The sequence below is a fragment of the Chryseobacterium gregarium DSM 19109 genome, assembly GCF_000430845.1.
GTDB lineage: Bacteria > Bacteroidota > Bacteroidia > Flavobacteriales > Weeksellaceae > Chryseobacterium > Chryseobacterium gregarium.
Genome location: NZ_AUMU01000003.1, coordinates 106,013 through 123,241 on the forward strand (window position 1 = coordinate 106,013; position 17,229 = coordinate 123,241).

Sequence of the window (17,229 nt, forward strand, 5' to 3'; positions counted from 1 at the left end):
CTTTATTAAAACCATTTCATGATATATGATATTTTTTGCTTGACATCATAAATGTAAACCGGATGCATAAATTGAACAGCAAATGATAAATTCAGCCTAACCTGAACAAAAAAGGGGATATTTCATATTTAATAAAATTTATTTCGCTGAAAATCATTTATTTAAATATCAAAAATATTGATGATGACTAAAAAGTCTACTTTTTTAGTGGACTAATTCAATTTATGTCTTATCTTTGCCGTCATAATTAAGTACGGAAATGAAATTGAAATCAGAATTCAGATCTCCATCAATGAAGAACAGGAACATCAATCATATGATGATGTATTGCTGTATGCCTTGGTATGTGAATTTTAGTGGCTGACCTTACTTTTATTATGACATATTTTTAAAGGCTTTACCACGTTGTAAAGCCTTTTTTATTTAACAGAATTTTCAGAACATGATCGAAATAAAGAATATTTCAAAAACCTTTTACCAGAAGAAACAGCCTTTCAAAGCGCTGGATGAGGTAAGCCTTACGGTTGAACAGGGCGATATTGTCGGGATTATCGGGTTTTCCGGGGCAGGGAAAAGCACCCTGATCCGTACAGTAAACCTCCTGGAGAGGCCGGATGCCGGTAAAATTATCATCAACGGAACGGATTTCACCTCATTAAAGGCCGGGCCGCTCGCCCGCGAAAGAAAAAAGATCGGAATGATCTTCCAGCACTTCAACCTTCTAGCGTCAAGAACGGTTTTTGAAAATATTGCACTTCCGCTGGAACTGGATTATGTCCCTAAAACTGAAATCCGTAAAAAAGTAAATGAACTGCTGAACATCGTAGGGCTCGAAGATAAGTCGGGTGATTATCCCAGAAGCCTTTCGGGAGGACAGAAACAGAGGGTGGCCATTGCGAGGGCCTTGGCAAACGATCCTTACCTGCTGCTCTGTGATGAGGCGACCAGCGCACTTGATCCCGCCACTACTCAGTCCATCCTACAATTACTGAGGGATATTAACCGGAGATCAGGAATTACCATCCTGCTGATTACGCATGAAATGGAAGTCATTAAAGCGATCTGCAACCATGTCGCCGTAATCGACAAAGGAAAACTTATAGCCAAAGGGACGCTTAACGAAATTATCTCGAACAAAGAGCATCCTGTCATCAATCAACTCTTAAATACCGGTGTTATGACCATACCCCAGGAACTGAATAAAAAAATGCAAAAAGAACCCCAGGCCGGATTATTTCCACTGGTGGAAGTTGAGCTTAATGAACATATCTCTGTTGAAGAACTGCTCTCGGTAGTGCATGACCAGTATAAAATCCCTTACAAGCTTCTGAAAGCGGATGTTGAGTATCTCGGTGATTCCAATTTCGGAAAACTGTTGCTGCAGCTTAAGGGCGATGAAGATGAAAACCAGAAGGCGATTTATTATTTCAACCAGAACAGAATTCAAAATACGGTAAGGGGTTATGCTTAGTGATACAGTGGTTTCCCTTTTGTCAAAGGGAATTTGGGAGACGGTTTTTATGACCCTGGCATCGGGATTCTTCGGCTTTGTTTTAGGGCTGCCGATCGGGGTTTCATTGTTTTTAACCAGAAAAGGGCAGCTGCTCGAACATGGGATTTATAACAGGATTTTATCGGTTTTAGTTAATATTTTCCGTTCAATTCCTTTTATTATCCTGATTGTCTGGATGATTCCTTTTACCAGGAGCCTGATCGGAACGTCCATCGGTGTCAATGCCGCTCTGGTTCCTCTTAGCGTCGGAGCTGCGCCTTTTATTGCCCGCCTGGTGGAAAACAGTCTGTTGGAAGTTCCCGCAGGCCTTATTGAAACCGCAAGGGCACTGGGAGCCTCTCCTTTTCAGATCATCCGGAAGGTTTTACTGCCGGAAGCCCTGCCTTCGCTGATCAATAATGCGACGATTACGCTGATTACACTGGTAGGATATTCCGCAATGGGTGGTGCTGTAGGTGCCGGCGGACTGGGACAGGTTGGTTACCAGTATGGTTATATCGGCTACGATGCAGTGATTATGAACCTTGTTTTAGGATTGCTGGTTGCGATTGTTTTTATCATCCAGTTTTCGGGTGACCGTTTAGCAAAACATTTTGATCACCGGTAATCAATCTGGTTTCAGTCTGAAGGAACTGTTAAAAGCAGATGTTGAAAATATAAAATATAGTGTGAATGTGATTTAGTGTGGGTGGACTGAATATTTCAGCCATCAGCGGTGAAAGATTAAGCAGAAAGGACAAGCTATGATGATGTATGGAATTCCTGATTTTCCTTTCTGTTTTTTCGCCGCTTTTCAGAAAATAAAATAATGTATTATGAAAATAAAAATTTCAGGGCTGCTGACCGTGGTTTTCTTATTGTGTACCGCCTGTCAGTCATCAAAAAAAGAGGATCCGAATTATATTAAAGTCGGGATTACGTCCGGACCGGAGCAGGAAATTGCCGAAATAGCCAAAAAGGTTGCCAAAGAAAAATATAACCTTGAGGTGGAACTTGTTTCCTTCAATGATTATGTTATTCCCAATGAAGCGCTGAACAACGGGGATATTGATGCCAATGCGTTTCAGCATGTGCCGTATCTGAATGAACAGTCCAAACAGAGGGGTTACCAGCTTGCTGTGGTGGGGAATACTTTTGTATACCCGATTGTCGCTTATTCAAAAAAGATTAAAAACATCAGCGAGCTTCAGAATGGGAGCACCATCGTGATTCCGAATGACCCTACCAACGGCGGACGTTCATTATTACTGCTGCAGAAAAACGGATTGCTGAAACTGAAAGACGGCATCGGCCTGCTTCCCAAAGTAACCGATATTGCCGGCAACCCGAGACAGCTGAAGATCCTGGAAATCGAAGCACCGCAGCTGCCGAGGGTGCTGGATGATAAAGAAGTGGTAATCGCCATCATTAATAATAATTTTGCGGCACAGGCCGGGCTGGATGCGAAACAACGAGGGATCCTCAAAGAAGACAAGGATTTACCATATGTGAATGTGATTGTATCCAGAAAAGACAACCAGAATGATGAAAAAGTAAAAAACTTTGTCAAAGCCTATCAGTCTGATGAAGTCCTGAAAAAAGCCAAAGAGATTTTTAAGGGCGGAGCGGTGAAAGGATGGAATTAAAAATAAGGATTCAGTTAACATCATTCTACAAAGTCAATATTTTACCTAAAGATTATGTGATCATATTTAAAGCATCGTTTCAACATAATATAGTTGACGATGCTTTTTACTTTCAAAGCATTATTTGTTCATAAACAACTGGTTAGAAATAACCATTTTTCTGAATTTTTCATTTTCTCAATTTGAGATAATAAAAATTTTCCTATTTTTGTCTGAATCAATAAAAAGGCTTTTATGTTAAAGAAAACCGCTGTTGTAAGTTTATTTATGCTTATTTCTGCCTGCTATACGGCTCAGAATACAAATACTTTACCTGTTTATTTAGATGAATCCAAACCTGTGGAACAAAGGGTGAAGGACGCACTTTCCAGAATGACACTGGAAGAAAAGGTGGCCATGCTCCATGCACAGTCGAAATTCAGTTCACCGGGTGTCCCGAGGCTGGGAATCCCTGAATTCTGGACTACCGACGGCCCTCACGGTGTCCGCCCGGAGGTGATGTGGGACGAATGGGACCAGGCCGGATGGACCAATGACTCTATTATTGCCTACCCTGCCCTGACCGCTTTGTCTGCGACCTGGAACAAAAAAATGTCCTGGAACTACGGTAAAGCCCTGGGAGAAGAAGCCCGGTACAGGAAAAAAGACATCCTTCTGGGGCCAGGTGTGAACATCTACAGGACTCCGTTAAACGGAAGAAACTTTGAATATATGGGCGAGGATCCTTACCTGACTTCAAAAATGGTGGTTCCTTATATCAAAGGGGTTCAGTCTAACGGCGTGGCTACTTCCGTGAAGCACTATGCTTTAAACAACCAGGAAATGTTCCGCCATACCAGCAATGTAGAAGTAGACGACAGAACACTGTATGAAATTTACCTTCCGCCTTTTAAAGCCGCAGTGACTGAAGGGGATTCCTGGACGATCATGGGCGCCTATGACATGTACAAAGGCCAGTATGCCAGCCAGAACCAGTATCTTTTAAACGACATCCTGAAAAAGGAATGGAACTATAAAGGAGTCGTAGTTTCGGACTGGGGTGCAGTAAATAATACGGAACAGGCCATTCATAACGGTCTCGACCTTGAATTTGGGAGCTGGACCAATGGGCTTTCGGCAGGAACCAAAAATGCCTACGACAACTATTACCTGGCCAAGCCTTACCTGGACCTGATTAAATCCGGAAAAACAGGGATGCAGGAACTTGATGATAAAGTGACAAGATTACTTAACCTGGCCTATAAAACCACCATGAACAAGAACAAGCCTTTCGGGAATGTAGCTTCAGAAGAGCATAAGGCGGTTGCCAAAGAAATCGGGGAAGAAGGAATCGTTCTTTTGAAAAACCAGGGAAATGTGCTTCCTATCGATGCCAATAAAGCCAAGAAAATCGCGGTGATCGGTGAAAATGCCATCAAGATCATGACCGTCGGCGGAGGTTCTTCTTCATTAAAGGTAAAATATGAAACACTGCCTTTGGACGGAATCAAAGCCAGATTCGGGAAACAGTCTGATGTACAGTATGCCAGAGGCTATGTGGGAGATATCGGCGGAGAATACAACGGCGTAAAGTCCGGACAGGACCTGAAAGATTCCCGTTCGCCGGAAGAACTGCTGAATGAAGCCGTGGAACTGGCGGAGAAATCCGACTACGTGATTTTCGTCGGAGGATTGAATAAATCCGATTTCCAGGACAGTGAAGGCAACGACAGAAAAAGCTACGGGCTGCCTTACAATCAGGATAACGTGATTACTGCGCTGGCCAAAGCGAATAAGAACCTTACAGTAGTCCTGGTATCCGGAAATGCCGTAGCTATGCCGTGGATCAAAGAGGTTCCTTCGGTTCTTCAGAGCTGGTATTTAGGTTCCGAAGCCGGAAATTCCATTGCCTCGGTTTTAGCCGGAGACGCGAACCCATCAGGAAAACTTCCGTTTACCTTCCCTGTGAAACTGGAAGACAATTCAGCACATCAGCTGGGTGAATATCCTGGAAATAAGGAAGAGTTTGCTGCCGGAAAAGGAAAAGACCAGAAAAACCCGATCAATATCAAATACAATGAAGGGATTCTAGTAGGGTACCGCTGGCATGACACGAAAAAGATCAAACCTCTATTCAGTTTCGGACATGGGCTGAGCTATACGACTTTTGAATTCGGAAAAGCCAAAGCCGATAAAACAACCATTTCCCAGGACGATACAATCACGTTCACCGTTACTATTAAAAATACCGGGAAAAGAGCCGGTGCGGAAGTGGCACAGCTTTATATTTCCGACCTGAAATCTTCCGTTCAGCGTCCTGCCAAGGAACTGAAAGGCTTTGAAAAACTATTTTTAAATCCCGGAGAACAAAAAGAAGTAAGCTTTACGGTTGATAAATCCGCTTTAAGTTTCTTCGATGCCCAAAAACACGACTGGGTAGCAGAACCCGGAGATTTTGAAGCCCAGATCGGGAACTCTTCGGATGCCATCAAAACAAAGGTGAAATTTACAATGAAGTAATTTACGTATTTATATTTTCTAAAACGAATGCCTGAATCGACATGATTCAGGCATTTTTTTACCTTAATTTCTGGACTAATCCAAAAACGTCAGTGAAAAACCATATTGTTTCTGGCTTCTACTTGTCTAATTCGCAAAATACTGGATCATGCCAATCTCAGAGAGATTTTGCTGGACATAATCTACATTTATTAGGTGGTTTCTGCTGCTTTCCAAAAAAGAATTGCTGTATAAAATATAGGAAGGATGCTCTGCAAAACCGTTTTTCAGCATTTGATGGGCTTCTACAATTGTTTTTCCGTAGAGTTTTTTGAAACTGCCAATTGTATATTGTGAAAACCTTCCGTAATGAACGATAAATTTTAAAGATAAGTCGATCGGAATACTTAATTCTTCAACCAGCTCCTGAACTTTTCTGCTAAATGCATTCTTCATACTCCGGAGCATCTTTGAGATTTTTCCATAAGACGGCTTCGGGTCATACCGGTAAAATAGAATAGCATCACCTTCAATTTCTGAGATTTTAAAGTAATGATTGTTCTCGTCAATCAAAATGGAAAGCAGCTGTCTTACAATATATTCGCCTGTATAAAGTTTTGTATTGAAAACGAATTCTGTAAATCCGCTGAAATCCGGAATCAGTATAATACCATCATGTAAATTAGGGTTTTTCATAATTGTTTTTTAAATAAAAAATCTGCTCACTGTAATAGACGATGCAGGTTTTATTTTACTTTATGAAATTTTTCAAAATTAACCTTGTGGATTACATTTCAATCATCAGCTCTTTTTCATATCCGTTATACGGATCAACGATATAGCCGTGAGGATTGCAGATAATTTCAGTCTCTCCTACCCTGTAGCGGCACGGCGTGTGGATATGTCCGTGGATCCAGTACAGCGGCCGGTGCTCCGATATAAAATCCTGAAGATCGGAAACATAGGCAGACGTCAGCGGATCTTCCCTGAACTGCGGCGGGCTGGACTGTATACTAGGCGCATGATGCGTGACCACAATATTCTGCAAGCCTTTTGACTTTTCCAGGCTTTCCTGCAGCCAGGCCCTTGACACCTGATGGATTTTAAAAATGTCAATCGATCTCATTTTGGAATAGGAAGGGTCCCGCCTGATCTTTTTGTAATCATTCATCCCATTCTGGCAGACAGATCCGTAATACCTCGGATCGCCAAAAATTGAAAAATCCGTCCATAAAGTAGCTCCGTGAAAACGGATGCCGTCAATATCTGCAAAGTCATCCTCCAGCACAAAAATACCGGAACCTTTTGCCGCTTCTTTGATTTTATGTAACGTTTTAGGATAAGATCCTTTATAATATTCATGGTTCCCGAGAACATAGATCACCGGCTTATCCGGAATTTTTGTTTTAATCCACTCAACTCCCTTCGTTCCGATGTTCACATCTCCGGCCAGTACGACAACATCTGCCTGTTCAAAAGACAGTTCAGAAGATCCGAATTCCTGGTGCAGATCGCTGATGATTTGTATTTTCATGATGATTTTAAAACCACAAATTAACTGCTTTTTACAATTCCATCATACAGGAGGCAAAAGATTTCAGTTCTTAAATCAATCTGGTGTAATTATGTTATGAAACAGCTCTCTTTCCGTGTCTGATTTTTACAGCCTTACTGATAAAATACAGCAGCATTGATAAAGCAATAATCGCATAGCTGATCAGTATTATCAGGCTCAGGCTTCCGACGGCTGCTTCCGAGGGAAAAACCTGACTCATTAAGGTCATAAAAGACAACCCGATGCCGGCCCCTAAAAAATAGCTTGTAGAGCCTAAGCTTGAAACAACCCCATAATCCGGAGCTTCCACATCCTGAACGGTCATTACGGATAGGGCCGTAAAACAGAACGTCATGCCGATCCCTGAAATGCAGGCAGCCCCCAGCAAAACCAACGGCAAAAGATGACCGCAATACAGGGAAATCAACAAAGACAATGCACCGCCTGTCATGAAGGCCCAGCCAAGAATACCCATCTGTGAAGAATCCATTCTTCCGGAAACATGGGGCAGTATAAATTTAGCGACCAGTGCAGACATGACGCTAAACGGAACCAGCATCAGTCCTGCTGAAGCAGCACTGTAATGCATATCTTTCTGCAGCATCAAGGAGATCAGGAATAAAAATCCGATGAAAAATGCTCCAAGCATCACAAAATTCAGGTTGGAAACCACCAGTGAAGTATGCCGGAATAAGCGCAGATCAATCAAAGGCTTTGAGGCGGTTTTCAAACGGTAAACCACGGAAACCAGCAGAACCACCGCCAGAACCAACGATCCCAATACCATACCGGGATGCTCCTTAATATGAATGAGCTCATGGGTTCCGTAGGTCAGGCTTAACAACCCCAGGACCAATACAATCCCTGATACCAGATCGGTTTTCTCAGATGCCCCTTTTTCATCTTTCGGAAGATATTGATAAGCAAAAATTAACGTAACCAGCAAAACGGGAACATTAATCAGGAAAACCCAGTGCCAGCTCAGATAGGTACTGATGATCCCGCCCAGCGAAAGCCCGCTCCCCGAACCAATGGCTGCGAATGAGCTGAAAATTCCGATGGCCCGGTTTCTTTCCTGATCCCCTTTAAAGGTATTGACCACAATAGACATCGCCGAAGGCATAATAAATGCGGCTCCCAATCCCTGTAAAGCTCTGAAAAAAGCAAGTGTGATAAAGTCCGTTGAAAGGCCGGCACCTAAAGAGGTCAGCAGGAAAATCAATGATCCCCAAAGGAAAATGGTTTTGCGCCCGATCTGATCTGAAAGTTTTCCGCCGATAATCAGGAATCCCCCGAAAAACAGGACATATAAGGTCTGCAGCCACTGCACGGTTTCCGCACCGATACCGAACTGTTCCTGTATGGAAGGGATCGTCAGGTTAATGATGGCTATATCCAACGCTTCTACAAATGTTCCTGCCGATGCCAATATTAAAATCAGGTTTTTCCTTTCCATAGGGTTCTTATATCATTCAATTATACTGCAAAATTAAAATAAACAGGACACTTATTAAAATTATATAGTAAATTTGGAACATATTCATATTTAATAAAGGATAAAAAGAACATATATCCTTTGAATTATAATTTAATTTATTAAAAAAAGAACAAATGGCAACAGAACATTATGTGCCGGATGAAAAAGACCTTTCGATTCTGAGAATCCTGCAGAAAGATGCGAAACTGAGCATCCGGGATATTGCGAACAGGATCAACCTGAGCCCAACCCCGACCCATGAGCGCATCAGGCGTATGGAAAAACTCGGGATCATTAAAGAATATACGGCTATAGTAGACCGCCGGAAAGTTGATAAAGGGATGATGGTGATCTGTATGATTGCCCTGAATGCCCACAACAAGAAAACGGCAGGGCGGTTCATCGAAGAGGTAAGCAGACTTAAGGAAGTGGTTGAACTGTACAACATCAGCGGAGATTTCGATTTTATGCTTAAGATCTTAGCGCCCAACATGGACGCCTTCCATGAATTTTTCGTGAATACGTTATCTGAGATTGAAGGGATCGGGCAGACAAAAAGTATTTTCGTGATGAACAGTATTAAGGAAAGCGCACAGATCCTTTAAAGCATTTTAAGATTCAATTCCATCATATGATAATTAATGCAATTTAAAAATATGGATGCACATGAAAACCAGGAAGTAAAAAGTTTTATTGATTTTGTAACTTCCCTCAGTCCATTGGAACAGGAAGCTGAAGAGGCACTGGCTTCGGTACTCCGGCAAAAATCTTTTGCCAAAGGTGACTATCTGCTGGAATCGGGAAATGTCTGCAGCCGGATTTATTTTATTGACAGCGGCCTGGCCAAGACCTTTTTTTATACCGGTACCCGGGAATTTATCATGCGCTTTTTTGCTGAAGGCGATATGTTTACGGTTCTTGATACTTTTGTAACACGACAGCCCTCCGCTTACTCCATCGAAGCCCTTGAACCGACTGAAGTCACCTACCTGAATCACGCCGATCTGGAAAGCCTCTGCTCAAAATACCATTCTCTGGAAACATTTTTCAGAAAACTCCTGTCTGCCGCTGCCGTGAATATGATGGACCGGATTGGCGGTACCCTGGAGGAAAAAGCGCAGGTCGCTTACCATAAATTCCTGCAGGAGCACGGAAAACTGTTACAGCGGATCAGCCTGGCAGACCTGGCTTCTTATCTGGGAATTACCCAGGTCTCACTGAGCAGGATCCGGGGCATGAAGTAGCCTTTTTTTATCATTTGATAAATGCGGGGCTGAATAAGCGGTGTACCTTTCGGGGAAATTCAACCGTTATGAAAAACACACTTTCTATCCATCAGAGAATAAGCCTTCTGGCTGCCTGCCTTTTTACTGTTGTTGCTCCGGTGATAGGCTATTTATCCATCGGTCTTGCGCCTGTTATTATCGTCGGGGGCTCCGCACTTACCGGGCTGATCTGCTGGTATTTTACTTACCTGCGGAAACCGGTTGAACCCGGAATCATCCTGCCGCTGTTTATTCTCACGGTTGCCGGTTTACAGATCCACATTGTTGAAGAATACCTGATGGGTTTTGCCCCGGCCATGAGCCGCCTGTTCGGCATCCCTTGGAGTGAAAAAAGTTTCCTGATGGTATTTGCACTCATCGGTCCTGTGATCTACACGCTTACCTCGCTCGGCCTTTATTATAAAATTCCCTTGGCAGGATTTGTGGCCTGGTTTATTTTCATCGGTCCCGGTGTCGCCGAATTCACCCATTTCATTTTCCCTCTGATTTCGCCCGACCTGCTCCCACATGACCCTCACCCGCTCTCCGCTGACATCAGCGGCACCGCCATACCGGACATGCCTAATTTTTATTTCCGAACCACAGGACGTTATTATTTTCCAGGGATGTGGACGGCCATCCTGCCGATGATCCCGGGCTGCATCGCCATCTATCGACTGATGATTAAGAAATTATTCCGGATTGAAAAAGCCGCAGGTCTGTAATGATGAATCCCGTAATGTTTACATACTTTTAAACATCCTGTATCGCATGGGCTTATCTTTTACTGTTTATCCTGCTGTTTTTACGAAAAAGCATGTGATAAGGTACGTTTCTTCGGGTCTTCTTCGGGAACGCTTCGGAAGCTCTTCGGAAAAAACATCTTTTTTCCGAACAAGACCCGAAGAAGACCCGAACAAAACCCAAAGAAAATCTTATTTCAGACTATCCTAAAAAACAGATTTCAGACAGAATGAAAACTTTTATTTTTTGATGAAGGATTATTAAAATATTACATTTGGACATTTTGTTATTGAATCACAATGTTATGCCATTAATAAATACCTCTACAAAATCCTCAACTTTCTGAATAATCCGTTTCCCGATACTGTTTCGTTCGGTGATTTTCGGCTTTATTTCTGAAGTTGCAATGTATCATCGGTTAGTTTCAGTGTTTTCCAGGTAAAAGATATTAGCTGATGCTTTCCTGAAATTTTTCCTGATGCAGATATTCTTCTTCAATACTCTTATTGAAAGATTACTCGTGATTAAACGTTGCTATAAATTATGAATCAATCGCTACAATCAATCCTGTTCCTTCTGTTATCTGACATTATAAGCCTGTAAATTTTTATGATTACCCGCATAAAAGGAATGTATTTTGAATAGCAGAAGCTACATATTCTTATCACATGGAGAACAACTATGAAAGCATTGCCCTTATAGGCGGAGGTCCCGCTGCACTTTTTGCCTTTAAGCATATGGTGAGTCAGGACATCCGGCCTGAAACCATCCATATATTTGAAAAAAGCGACAGGATCGGTGCCGGAATGCCGTACAGCAGATCCGGTGCAGGCCATGAACATGTGGCCAATGTTTCGGCGAATGAGCTGCCTGAGCTGTATGAAGATTTTTCAACTTATATCAGCAAGCACAACAGTGGCGATTTCCCTGAATTTGTGAAAAACGGAACCGTCAATGAATATGAAGTAATCCCGAGGCTGTTGCTGGGAAATTACCTGGAAGCCCAGTTTAAAAATTACATTCAGCTCGCCCGGAAATCCGGGACTGACGTGCAGGTTCATACCGAAACCCCTGTGCTGGATATTATCAAGAAAGAAAATGAACAAGCCTTTACGGTGGTCACGGAACATCACTCTTACGCAGTTTCTGTTACCGTTATCTGCACCGGGCATATCTGGCCGGTAACGCATGAACAGAAACAGCCCGGCTGGTATGATTCGCCCTACCCTCCTTCGAAATTCAGTGAGGTCACCAATTATCCGGTAGCGATCCGGGGAACTTCGCTGACGGCTATTGATGCTGTAAAGACCCTGGCCCGCAGTAACGGAACTTTTATCCCTGAAGGGAAAGGCCTGAAATATTTACTGAATGATGACAGCCCGGAGTTTTCCATCAGCCTGTTCTCGTTACGGGGCTTTTTACCGGCGCTCAGGTTCCATTCCGAGGATGATGCCTACTCGGAAGAATGGATCATGTCACTGGAAGATATTTACGAATATAAAAAATCCCACGGCGGATTTGTTGACCTGGATTATGTGTATGACCTGCATTTCAAGCAGCCGCTTAAAAAGAAAAATCCTGAGTTTTATGAGGAAATCAAGGATTTAAGCATTGAGGATTTTGTGGATAAGATGCTCAAGATCCGGGATGAGCTGGATAGCTTTGAACTTTTCAAGGCGGAATATGCAGAGGCGGAACAATCCATCCGAAAGCATCAGTCGGTGGCCTGGAAAGAAACATTATCGGCATTCAGTTATGCGGTTAACTATCCTGCAAAACATTTCTCTGCAGAAGATATGCTGAGGTTACGGAAGAGCCTTCTCCCATTGATCTCCGTGATCATTGCTTCCCTGCCGCAATCCTCTTACCGGGAAGTCATTGCGCTGTATGATGCCGGACTGATCCGTCTGGTAAGCGTGGACGAGGACAGCCGTACAGAGCCCCATCAGGAGCGGGGTGCCATCTATCACTATACCGGCAGTGACGGCCTGAAAAAATCTGAACATTATCCATTGTACATCGATGCGATAGGTCAGCAGCCGGTTGAGTTTAATGATGTGCCTTTTGAAGGGCTTAAGCACAGCGGACAGATCAGCTCGGGATATCTGAAGTTCAAAGATCTCAGCAATGCGGAAGCGGCCTATGAAGCAGACCGGAAAAATATTATGAAAACGGATACCGACCAATATTACCTGAGGGTAAAGGGGCTGAACATCAACGACCATTTCCAGGCACTCGACTATTATGGAAAAACCATTCCGGACCTGTTCATTATGGCGGTGCCGTATATTGCAGGCCTTAACCCTGATTATTCCGGTCTTGATTTCTGCGATACCGCAGCCAAACGGATTGCCGAAACACTTGCCGATGCCAGACAGGTGAAAGATGTGGGATAATCTGAAAAACGGATTGCCTGCTGATAAAAAAGCATTAGATTAATTCAAAACAAAATGGTTTAAATAAGTTTCAGATAAGAAACATACCTTCAGAAAACTGTAAAAAAGTACCCTGTGAGCTCAGGGTACTTTTTTTAATGGTAACCGCCGTCCGGCATACCTTCTTCATCCTGCCTCAGATCAAACCTGCAGCCATCGGTATACAAGTGCACCGCCAGGTTTTCTGCAAATACGGGATCGCCTTTTTTCACGGTTTCGATATTGGTCCGGCTGATATTTTTCGGATCGATAATAACCACCATTCCTGAACCTTTACAGGTAGCCCGGTATCCGTCTTCTATGAGAAGGGCAGTATCTTCCCCAAGGCCGATCCCCAGGCAGTCCTGCCGGATAATGACCGCATGCGACAGTCTTCCGAACCTTCCCCGGTGTATGAAATGGGTATCTACCATACAGCCGGGCAACAGGTTAAGCCCGGGTCCGAGCTGTATATCGCCTTTCAGCATCGCTTCACCTTTCTCTCCTTCATCAATTATAATTTCGGGCATGCACATGGCTCCTGCACTGGTCCCTGCAATGAGAAAATCCTCTTCATGATGATACTTTTCAATCAGTAACGTATTGGCTGGTGTATTATTCAGTTCCTGGCAGATTCTGTTCTGGTCGCCGCCGGTAAAGAAAACTGCTCCGGCATTTCGCAGCCTGTCGAGATCTTTATCAGACTGCTTTGCGGAAAGATGCATAAACCCGAAATTGGTATATCCGATCTCAGCAAAAGTCTTTTGGTAGGTATCGCGCATGCTTTCCGGTTCAGAGCTTGCTGTTGTAATGATTTCGATACGCCGGTTTTTATCGGAAGCCAGAAGCTTAAGAATCTCAAGAGACGAGAATTCTCTGTTCTTGCCATCCATTTCCAGCTTGCTGTCATCTTTATCTTCTTTCCCTCCTATGATTAATAATTTACCTTTTGGATTCATCTGTTATTTATTTAGTAATGCTTAATTCGGTTCAGCAGGTGCTTATCCACTTTCTGTTAATCAAAAATAACAAAGAAACTTAAGAATAAAGTTGAGGCAAATCAATCTTTATCGTTTGTGGTATCAAAAAACGATTTCATATATTAGGCTTCAGTTATCGAAGCAGATTATCATTTGATATAATTATAAAACCGCTCTCTCTTATGACGCAGATCATAAGAGATTGTAGTTAATAATCATACTTTTAAATATATCTATAACAAGGGTGCCTAACCTTATAAACAATATCATTATGCTGATTTCAGAAGAACTTTTGCAGTCATACGGTGCAGAGACCGAACAGTTACAGCCTTCAGATGTCATTTTCAATGAAGGCGACACACCACGGCATTATTATCAGATTAAGGAAGGCAGGATAAAACTGAATCACTACGATGCTGACGGCAAGGAACTGATCCTGGCGGTGCTTCATGCCGGGTTAAGCGTCTGTGAACTCATGCTTTTTATAGATAAGACCTATCCGGTGAATGCCGTCGTAATGTCACCTACGGAAATCATAAAGCTTCCTGCCCGCAATTTCACCCGGTTGCTGGACGAACATCCCGGTATTTCCAGGGACATCAACAGATTTTTGTCGAAAAGGCTCTATTTCAAATTCATTATGCTGAGGAACAACACTTCCCGGCGCCCGGAAGTCAGGATCAAAGGTGCCCTGGAATACCATAAAAGTTTTGCACAGAATCCGGCACGGTTTTCTTTTGAAGTGCCTTTTACCCGGCAGCAGCTGGCTTCGATCACAGGCCTCAGGGTAGAAACCGTGGTCAGGACCGTGAAAAAGCTGGAACAGGAAAATTACCTTAAAATTATCGACCGGAAAATATACGTCTGACAAGAACCGCTGTTAACCTGTTATATACTTTATGAGCAGTTCTCATAATATCAAAACAATGAAAAAACTGGAAGCGTCTTATTATCAGAACCCGGATGTGGAATTCCTTGCCCGGGATTTTCTGGGAAAAATACTTTTTACGCAAAAGGACGGTGAGATAACGGCAGGTATCATTGTGGAAACCGAAGCTTATTTCGGTATTGCAGACCAGGCTTCCCATGCTTTCGGGGGCCGCCGTACGCTACGTACGGAACCCATGTACGGACAGGGCGGGATTGCCTATGTCTACCTCTGCTATGGCATCCACTATCTTTTTAATATCGTTACTTCCGGTAAAGATGAGCCTTCCTGTGTACTGGTCAGGGCAGTTAAGCCGTTCGCCGGTCATGAAATTATTGAATCCAGAAGGCATATGCCTGTCAGTAAAATAACAATCACTTCAGGCCCTGCTTCCTTGGCAAAAGCATTGGGAATTGATCTGTCGTTCAACAGGAAAGACCTGACAGGCGATGAAATCTGGATAGAGGATGCAGGAATAAGCTACAGTCCGGAAGACATTGCTGCGGTCCCGCGGATCGGGGTTGCTTATGCCGGGGGACATGCCCTTTTACCTTTACGGTTTTATCTGAAAAACAACAGGTACGTCAGTAAACCTCAACGAGACTGACAGCACCTGCCATAAAAATTACAATATATGTTTAACCGTTACCGTTAATGATCAGTCCACCGTTAGGATGGAGGACCTGTCCGGTTACTTGGATAGAAACTTATGTAGAGAGGAACAGAAAAACAGTCGCGATTTCTTCGGCAGAAGCATTGCGCTCAAAAGGTGGCTTATCAGGATTATCTTCTTTATCTCCGAAGGTTTTGAATGTAATATTAAGCTTCCACCTTTTCTTCATACTGCCTGTCCAGTTCCAGTTTCAGGCATCCCAGAATAAATTCGCTGTAATACAGCTGGGCATTCGGTGCTTTGGTTCTGGTGTGCAGATCCAGTTTTTCAGAAAGCATGATCCGGCCTTTGTAAACAATCGCAAAATAAGCATACAGCTTCCCGTTAGACTCTTCTACCGGAGTGGCATATCCTGTTACTCCTATGGACCAGTCCGACTTAAACAGTCCGGCAACATTAAGGGCCATCACTTCTGCGATATTGGCGGATACGCAGTTGCACGCTGTGGCTTCTTCATCATCCACACGAAGCAGGTCTGCTTTCCCTTCCTGGGTATAGGCCGTCATGCCGCCTTTATAAAACTGCGAAGCATCTTTCATCTGGGAAAAGGAAAACTGCAGGAATCCGGAGGTCACACTTTCGGCCACCGAAACGGTTTCGCCGGAAGACAGCAGGCACCCGCCGATATAGTCGAACAGGTTTTCCAGTTCCAGTATAAAATTAATGAGGGATCGTACGGAAGTAGGATCAGTACTTATCCCGATATCTGAATGTTTTAAAATCATGAGTCTTGCTATTTTAACTTTATAATCCGCTGAAACAGTAAATACCGTTTCAATATGACCCAATTTAATGAAATTAAAAATGGAGTTTTATGATTTGGGTCAACCGGATTATAGAAGGACGATTAAATGGCTGGTCAGGACCAATGCAAAAATTTATCCAGCAAATACTTGAATGACAGCACAAAGATCTACCATATTCTACAGAAAACAATCAACTATCGGAAAAAAGACTAAAATTTCGGCATATATTCAACAATGTCTTAGAAACCTGATTAACAGGATCGATATTTCAGGATCGATAAGTATAGGGATAACAAAGCCCTATTCTTAATCTGTAGCCTGTTTATTCTGAAACAAATGGATGGTATAATCCAATAATTCCCTGTTTCCATAATCCCCGTGCCCCGGGATGACAACTTTTACATCAGGGTACTGCTTTTTGATTTTTTCCACCGTACCTGCCCAGGCAGCAACATTGGAATCACCCAAATACCCTTTGCCGGCACCTTTTTCTTTGATCAGGCAGCCTCCGAACATCATATTTTCAGCCGGGAAATAGCCTACTACATTATCTTTGGTATGCCCTTCCCCAAAAAATTTTGCCGTTACTTTTTCTTTCCCCACGTTCAGGGTAAGGGAATCTCTGAAGCTGTTTTCGGGCACAACGAATTTGTTCTCTTTAGCAAGTTCAACCGTTCTAAAATAAGCATAAGAAGGAATATGATGGTCATGGAATGCTTTCAGGCCACCAAGGCAGTCATTGTGAAAATGGGTCGGAATAATGGCAGTGACGGTGCAGTGAAGGGTTTCGGTGATCCATCTGATCAAGGCCTCCGAACTTTGATAAATACT

At 43.1% G+C, this 17,229-nt stretch carries 16 protein-coding genes and 1 pseudogene; 10 read left to right on the forward strand and 7 right to left on the reverse strand.

From position 1 onward, the window contains the following. Positions 1-442: 442 nt before the first annotated feature. The 4 genes from H561_RS0105535 (at position 443) to H561_RS0105550 (ending at position 5,637) form a co-directional block, all read left to right on the forward strand. Positions 443-1,471, forward strand: a complete 1,029-nt coding sequence (locus tag H561_RS0105535; RefSeq protein WP_027386106.1) for a methionine ABC transporter ATP-binding protein — start codon at positions 443-445, stop codon at positions 1,469-1,471. Next, a complete protein-coding gene (metI, locus tag H561_RS0105540) occupies positions 1,464-2,120 on the forward strand; it encodes a methionine ABC transporter permease MetI (protein WP_027386107.1) in 657 nt (218 codons plus the stop codon). The genes H561_RS0105535 and metI overlap by 8 nt, the downstream gene beginning before the upstream one ends. 208 nt (positions 2,121-2,328) lie before the next feature. Next, the gene (metQ, locus tag H561_RS0105545; RefSeq protein WP_027386108.1) at positions 2,329-3,138 is read left to right on the forward strand and encodes a methionine ABC transporter substrate-binding lipoprotein MetQ; all 810 of its coding nucleotides are present in this window, start codon (positions 2,329-2,331) and stop codon (positions 3,136-3,138) included. Between the two features lie 234 nt (positions 3,139-3,372). Next, positions 3,373-5,637: a glycoside hydrolase family 3 C-terminal domain-containing protein gene (locus H561_RS0105550; RefSeq protein ID WP_027386109.1), complete on the forward strand. Its 2,265-nt coding sequence runs from the start codon at positions 3,373-3,375 to the stop codon at positions 5,635-5,637. Positions 5,638-5,763: 126 nt separating this feature from the next. On the opposite strand, the gene H561_RS0105555 is transcribed toward H561_RS0105550, so the two are convergent. From H561_RS0105555 to H561_RS0105570, 3 genes are all read right to left on the reverse strand, one after another. Further along, positions 5,764-6,312: a DUF2652 domain-containing protein gene (locus H561_RS0105555; protein ID WP_027386110.1), complete on the reverse strand. Its 549-nt coding sequence runs from the start codon at positions 6,310-6,312 to the stop codon at positions 5,764-5,766. Positions 6,313-6,403: 91 nt separating this feature from the next. Beyond that, positions 6,404-7,150, reverse strand: a complete 747-nt coding sequence (locus H561_RS0105560; RefSeq protein WP_027386111.1) for a metallophosphoesterase — start codon at positions 7,148-7,150, stop codon at positions 6,404-6,406. Between the two features lie 94 nt (positions 7,151-7,244). Continuing rightward, complete coding sequence (locus tag H561_RS0105570) at positions 7,245-8,627, reverse strand: MFS transporter (protein ID WP_027386112.1); 1,383 nt, start codon at positions 8,625-8,627, stop codon at positions 7,245-7,247. Between the two features lie 155 nt (positions 8,628-8,782). Between H561_RS0105570 and H561_RS0105575 the strand changes: the two genes are divergently transcribed. The 4 genes from H561_RS0105575 to H561_RS0105595 all read left to right on the forward strand — a co-directional run bounded on the left by H561_RS0105575 (position 8,783) and on the right by H561_RS0105595 (position 13,053). Beyond that, positions 8,783-9,253 (forward strand): Lrp/AsnC family transcriptional regulator, encoded by a 471-nt coding sequence (locus H561_RS0105575; protein WP_027386113.1) that lies wholly within the window; start codon positions 8,783-8,785, stop codon positions 9,251-9,253. Positions 9,254-9,304: 51 nt separating this feature from the next. Then, positions 9,305-9,892: a Crp/Fnr family transcriptional regulator gene (locus H561_RS0105580; RefSeq protein ID WP_162143022.1), complete on the forward strand. Its 588-nt coding sequence runs from the start codon at positions 9,305-9,307 to the stop codon at positions 9,890-9,892. 68 nt (positions 9,893-9,960) lie between these two features. Next, a complete protein-coding gene (locus tag H561_RS0105585) occupies positions 9,961-10,638 on the forward strand; it encodes a hypothetical protein (RefSeq protein WP_027386115.1) in 678 nt (225 codons plus the stop codon). Positions 10,639-11,325: 687 nt separating this feature from the next. Then, positions 11,326-13,053: an FAD/NAD(P)-binding protein gene (locus H561_RS0105595; protein ID WP_027386117.1), complete on the forward strand. Its 1,728-nt coding sequence runs from the start codon at positions 11,326-11,328 to the stop codon at positions 13,051-13,053. Between the two features lie 134 nt (positions 13,054-13,187). Here the strand turns inward: H561_RS0105595 and H561_RS0105600 are convergent, their stop codons facing one another. After that, a complete protein-coding gene (locus tag H561_RS0105600) occupies positions 13,188-14,030 on the reverse strand; it encodes a cyanophycinase (protein WP_027386118.1) in 843 nt (280 codons plus the stop codon). A gap of 292 nt (positions 14,031-14,322) precedes the next feature. On the opposite strand from H561_RS0105600, the gene H561_RS0105605 reads away from it, so the two are divergent. Together H561_RS0105605 and H561_RS0105610 are read left to right on the forward strand one after the other, a co-directional pair. Further along, entirely contained in the window at positions 14,323-14,919 is a 597-nt protein-coding gene (locus H561_RS0105605; RefSeq protein ID WP_051349314.1) for a Crp/Fnr family transcriptional regulator, read from the forward strand. 58 nt (positions 14,920-14,977) lie between these two features. Then, the gene (locus H561_RS0105610; RefSeq protein ID WP_034761527.1) at positions 14,978-15,586 is read left to right on the forward strand and encodes a DNA-3-methyladenine glycosylase; all 609 of its coding nucleotides are present in this window, start codon (positions 14,978-14,980) and stop codon (positions 15,584-15,586) included. A gap of 100 nt (positions 15,587-15,686) precedes the next feature. Here the strand turns inward: H561_RS0105610 and H561_RS24370 are convergent, their stop codons facing one another. From H561_RS24370 to bla, 3 genes and pseudogenes are all read right to left on the reverse strand, one after another. Beyond that, positions 15,687-15,821, reverse strand: coding sequence for a hypothetical protein (locus H561_RS24370; RefSeq protein WP_262486234.1), 135 nt, complete (start codon positions 15,819-15,821; stop codon positions 15,687-15,689). Then, positions 15,799-16,377 (reverse strand): CinA family protein, encoded by a 579-nt coding sequence (locus tag H561_RS0105620; RefSeq protein WP_027386121.1) that lies wholly within the window; start codon positions 16,375-16,377, stop codon positions 15,799-15,801. The genes H561_RS24370 and H561_RS0105620 overlap by 23 nt, the downstream gene beginning before the upstream one ends. Before the next feature lie 327 nt (positions 16,378-16,704). Next, a pseudogene (bla, locus tag H561_RS22110) lies at positions 16,705-17,220 on the reverse strand (subclass B1 metallo-beta-lactamase); the annotation flags it as partial. Between the last annotated feature and the right edge of the window lie 9 nt (positions 17,221-17,229).

What these genes read in the sequence shown, in the direction of transcription:
- H561_RS0105610 (WP_034761527.1), top strand. Translation starts at nt 14,978, where the DNA reads ATGAAAAAACTGGAAGCGTCTTATTATCAGAACCCGGATGTGGAATTC.
- H561_RS0105600 (WP_027386118.1), bottom strand. Translation starts at nt 14,030, where the DNA reads ATGAATCCAAAAGGTAAATTATTAATCATAGGAGGGAAAGAAGATAAA.
- H561_RS0105585 (WP_027386115.1), top strand. Translation starts at nt 9,961, where the DNA reads ATGAAAAACACACTTTCTATCCATCAGAGAATAAGCCTTCTGGCTGCC.
- H561_RS0105595 (WP_027386117.1), top strand. Translation starts at nt 11,326, where the DNA reads ATGGAGAACAACTATGAAAGCATTGCCCTTATAGGCGGAGGTCCCGCT.
- H561_RS0105580 (WP_162143022.1), top strand. Translation starts at nt 9,305, where the DNA reads ATGGATGCACATGAAAACCAGGAAGTAAAAAGTTTTATTGATTTTGTA.
- H561_RS0105550 (WP_027386109.1), top strand. Translation starts at nt 3,373, where the DNA reads ATGTTAAAGAAAACCGCTGTTGTAAGTTTATTTATGCTTATTTCTGCC.
- metQ (WP_027386108.1), top strand. Translation starts at nt 2,329, where the DNA reads ATGAAAATAAAAATTTCAGGGCTGCTGACCGTGGTTTTCTTATTGTGT.
- H561_RS0105555 (WP_027386110.1), bottom strand. Translation starts at nt 6,312, where the DNA reads ATGAAAAACCCTAATTTACATGATGGTATTATACTGATTCCGGATTTC.
- H561_RS24370 (WP_262486234.1), bottom strand. Translation starts at nt 15,821, where the DNA reads ATGAAGAAAAGGTGGAAGCTTAATATTACATTCAAAACCTTCGGAGAT.
- H561_RS0105605 (WP_051349314.1), top strand. Translation starts at nt 14,323, where the DNA reads ATGCTGATTTCAGAAGAACTTTTGCAGTCATACGGTGCAGAGACCGAA.
- H561_RS0105575 (WP_027386113.1), top strand. Translation starts at nt 8,783, where the DNA reads ATGGCAACAGAACATTATGTGCCGGATGAAAAAGACCTTTCGATTCTG.
- H561_RS0105570 (WP_027386112.1), bottom strand. Translation starts at nt 8,627, where the DNA reads ATGGAAAGGAAAAACCTGATTTTAATATTGGCATCGGCAGGAACATTT.
- H561_RS0105620 (WP_027386121.1), bottom strand. Translation starts at nt 16,377, where the DNA reads ATGATTTTAAAACATTCAGATATCGGGATAAGTACTGATCCTACTTCC.
- H561_RS0105560 (WP_027386111.1), bottom strand. Translation starts at nt 7,150, where the DNA reads ATGAAAATACAAATCATCAGCGATCTGCACCAGGAATTCGGATCTTCT.
- H561_RS0105535 (WP_027386106.1), top strand. Translation starts at nt 443, where the DNA reads ATGATCGAAATAAAGAATATTTCAAAAACCTTTTACCAGAAGAAACAG.
- metI (WP_027386107.1), top strand. Translation starts at nt 1,464, where the DNA reads ATGCTTAGTGATACAGTGGTTTCCCTTTTGTCAAAGGGAATTTGGGAG.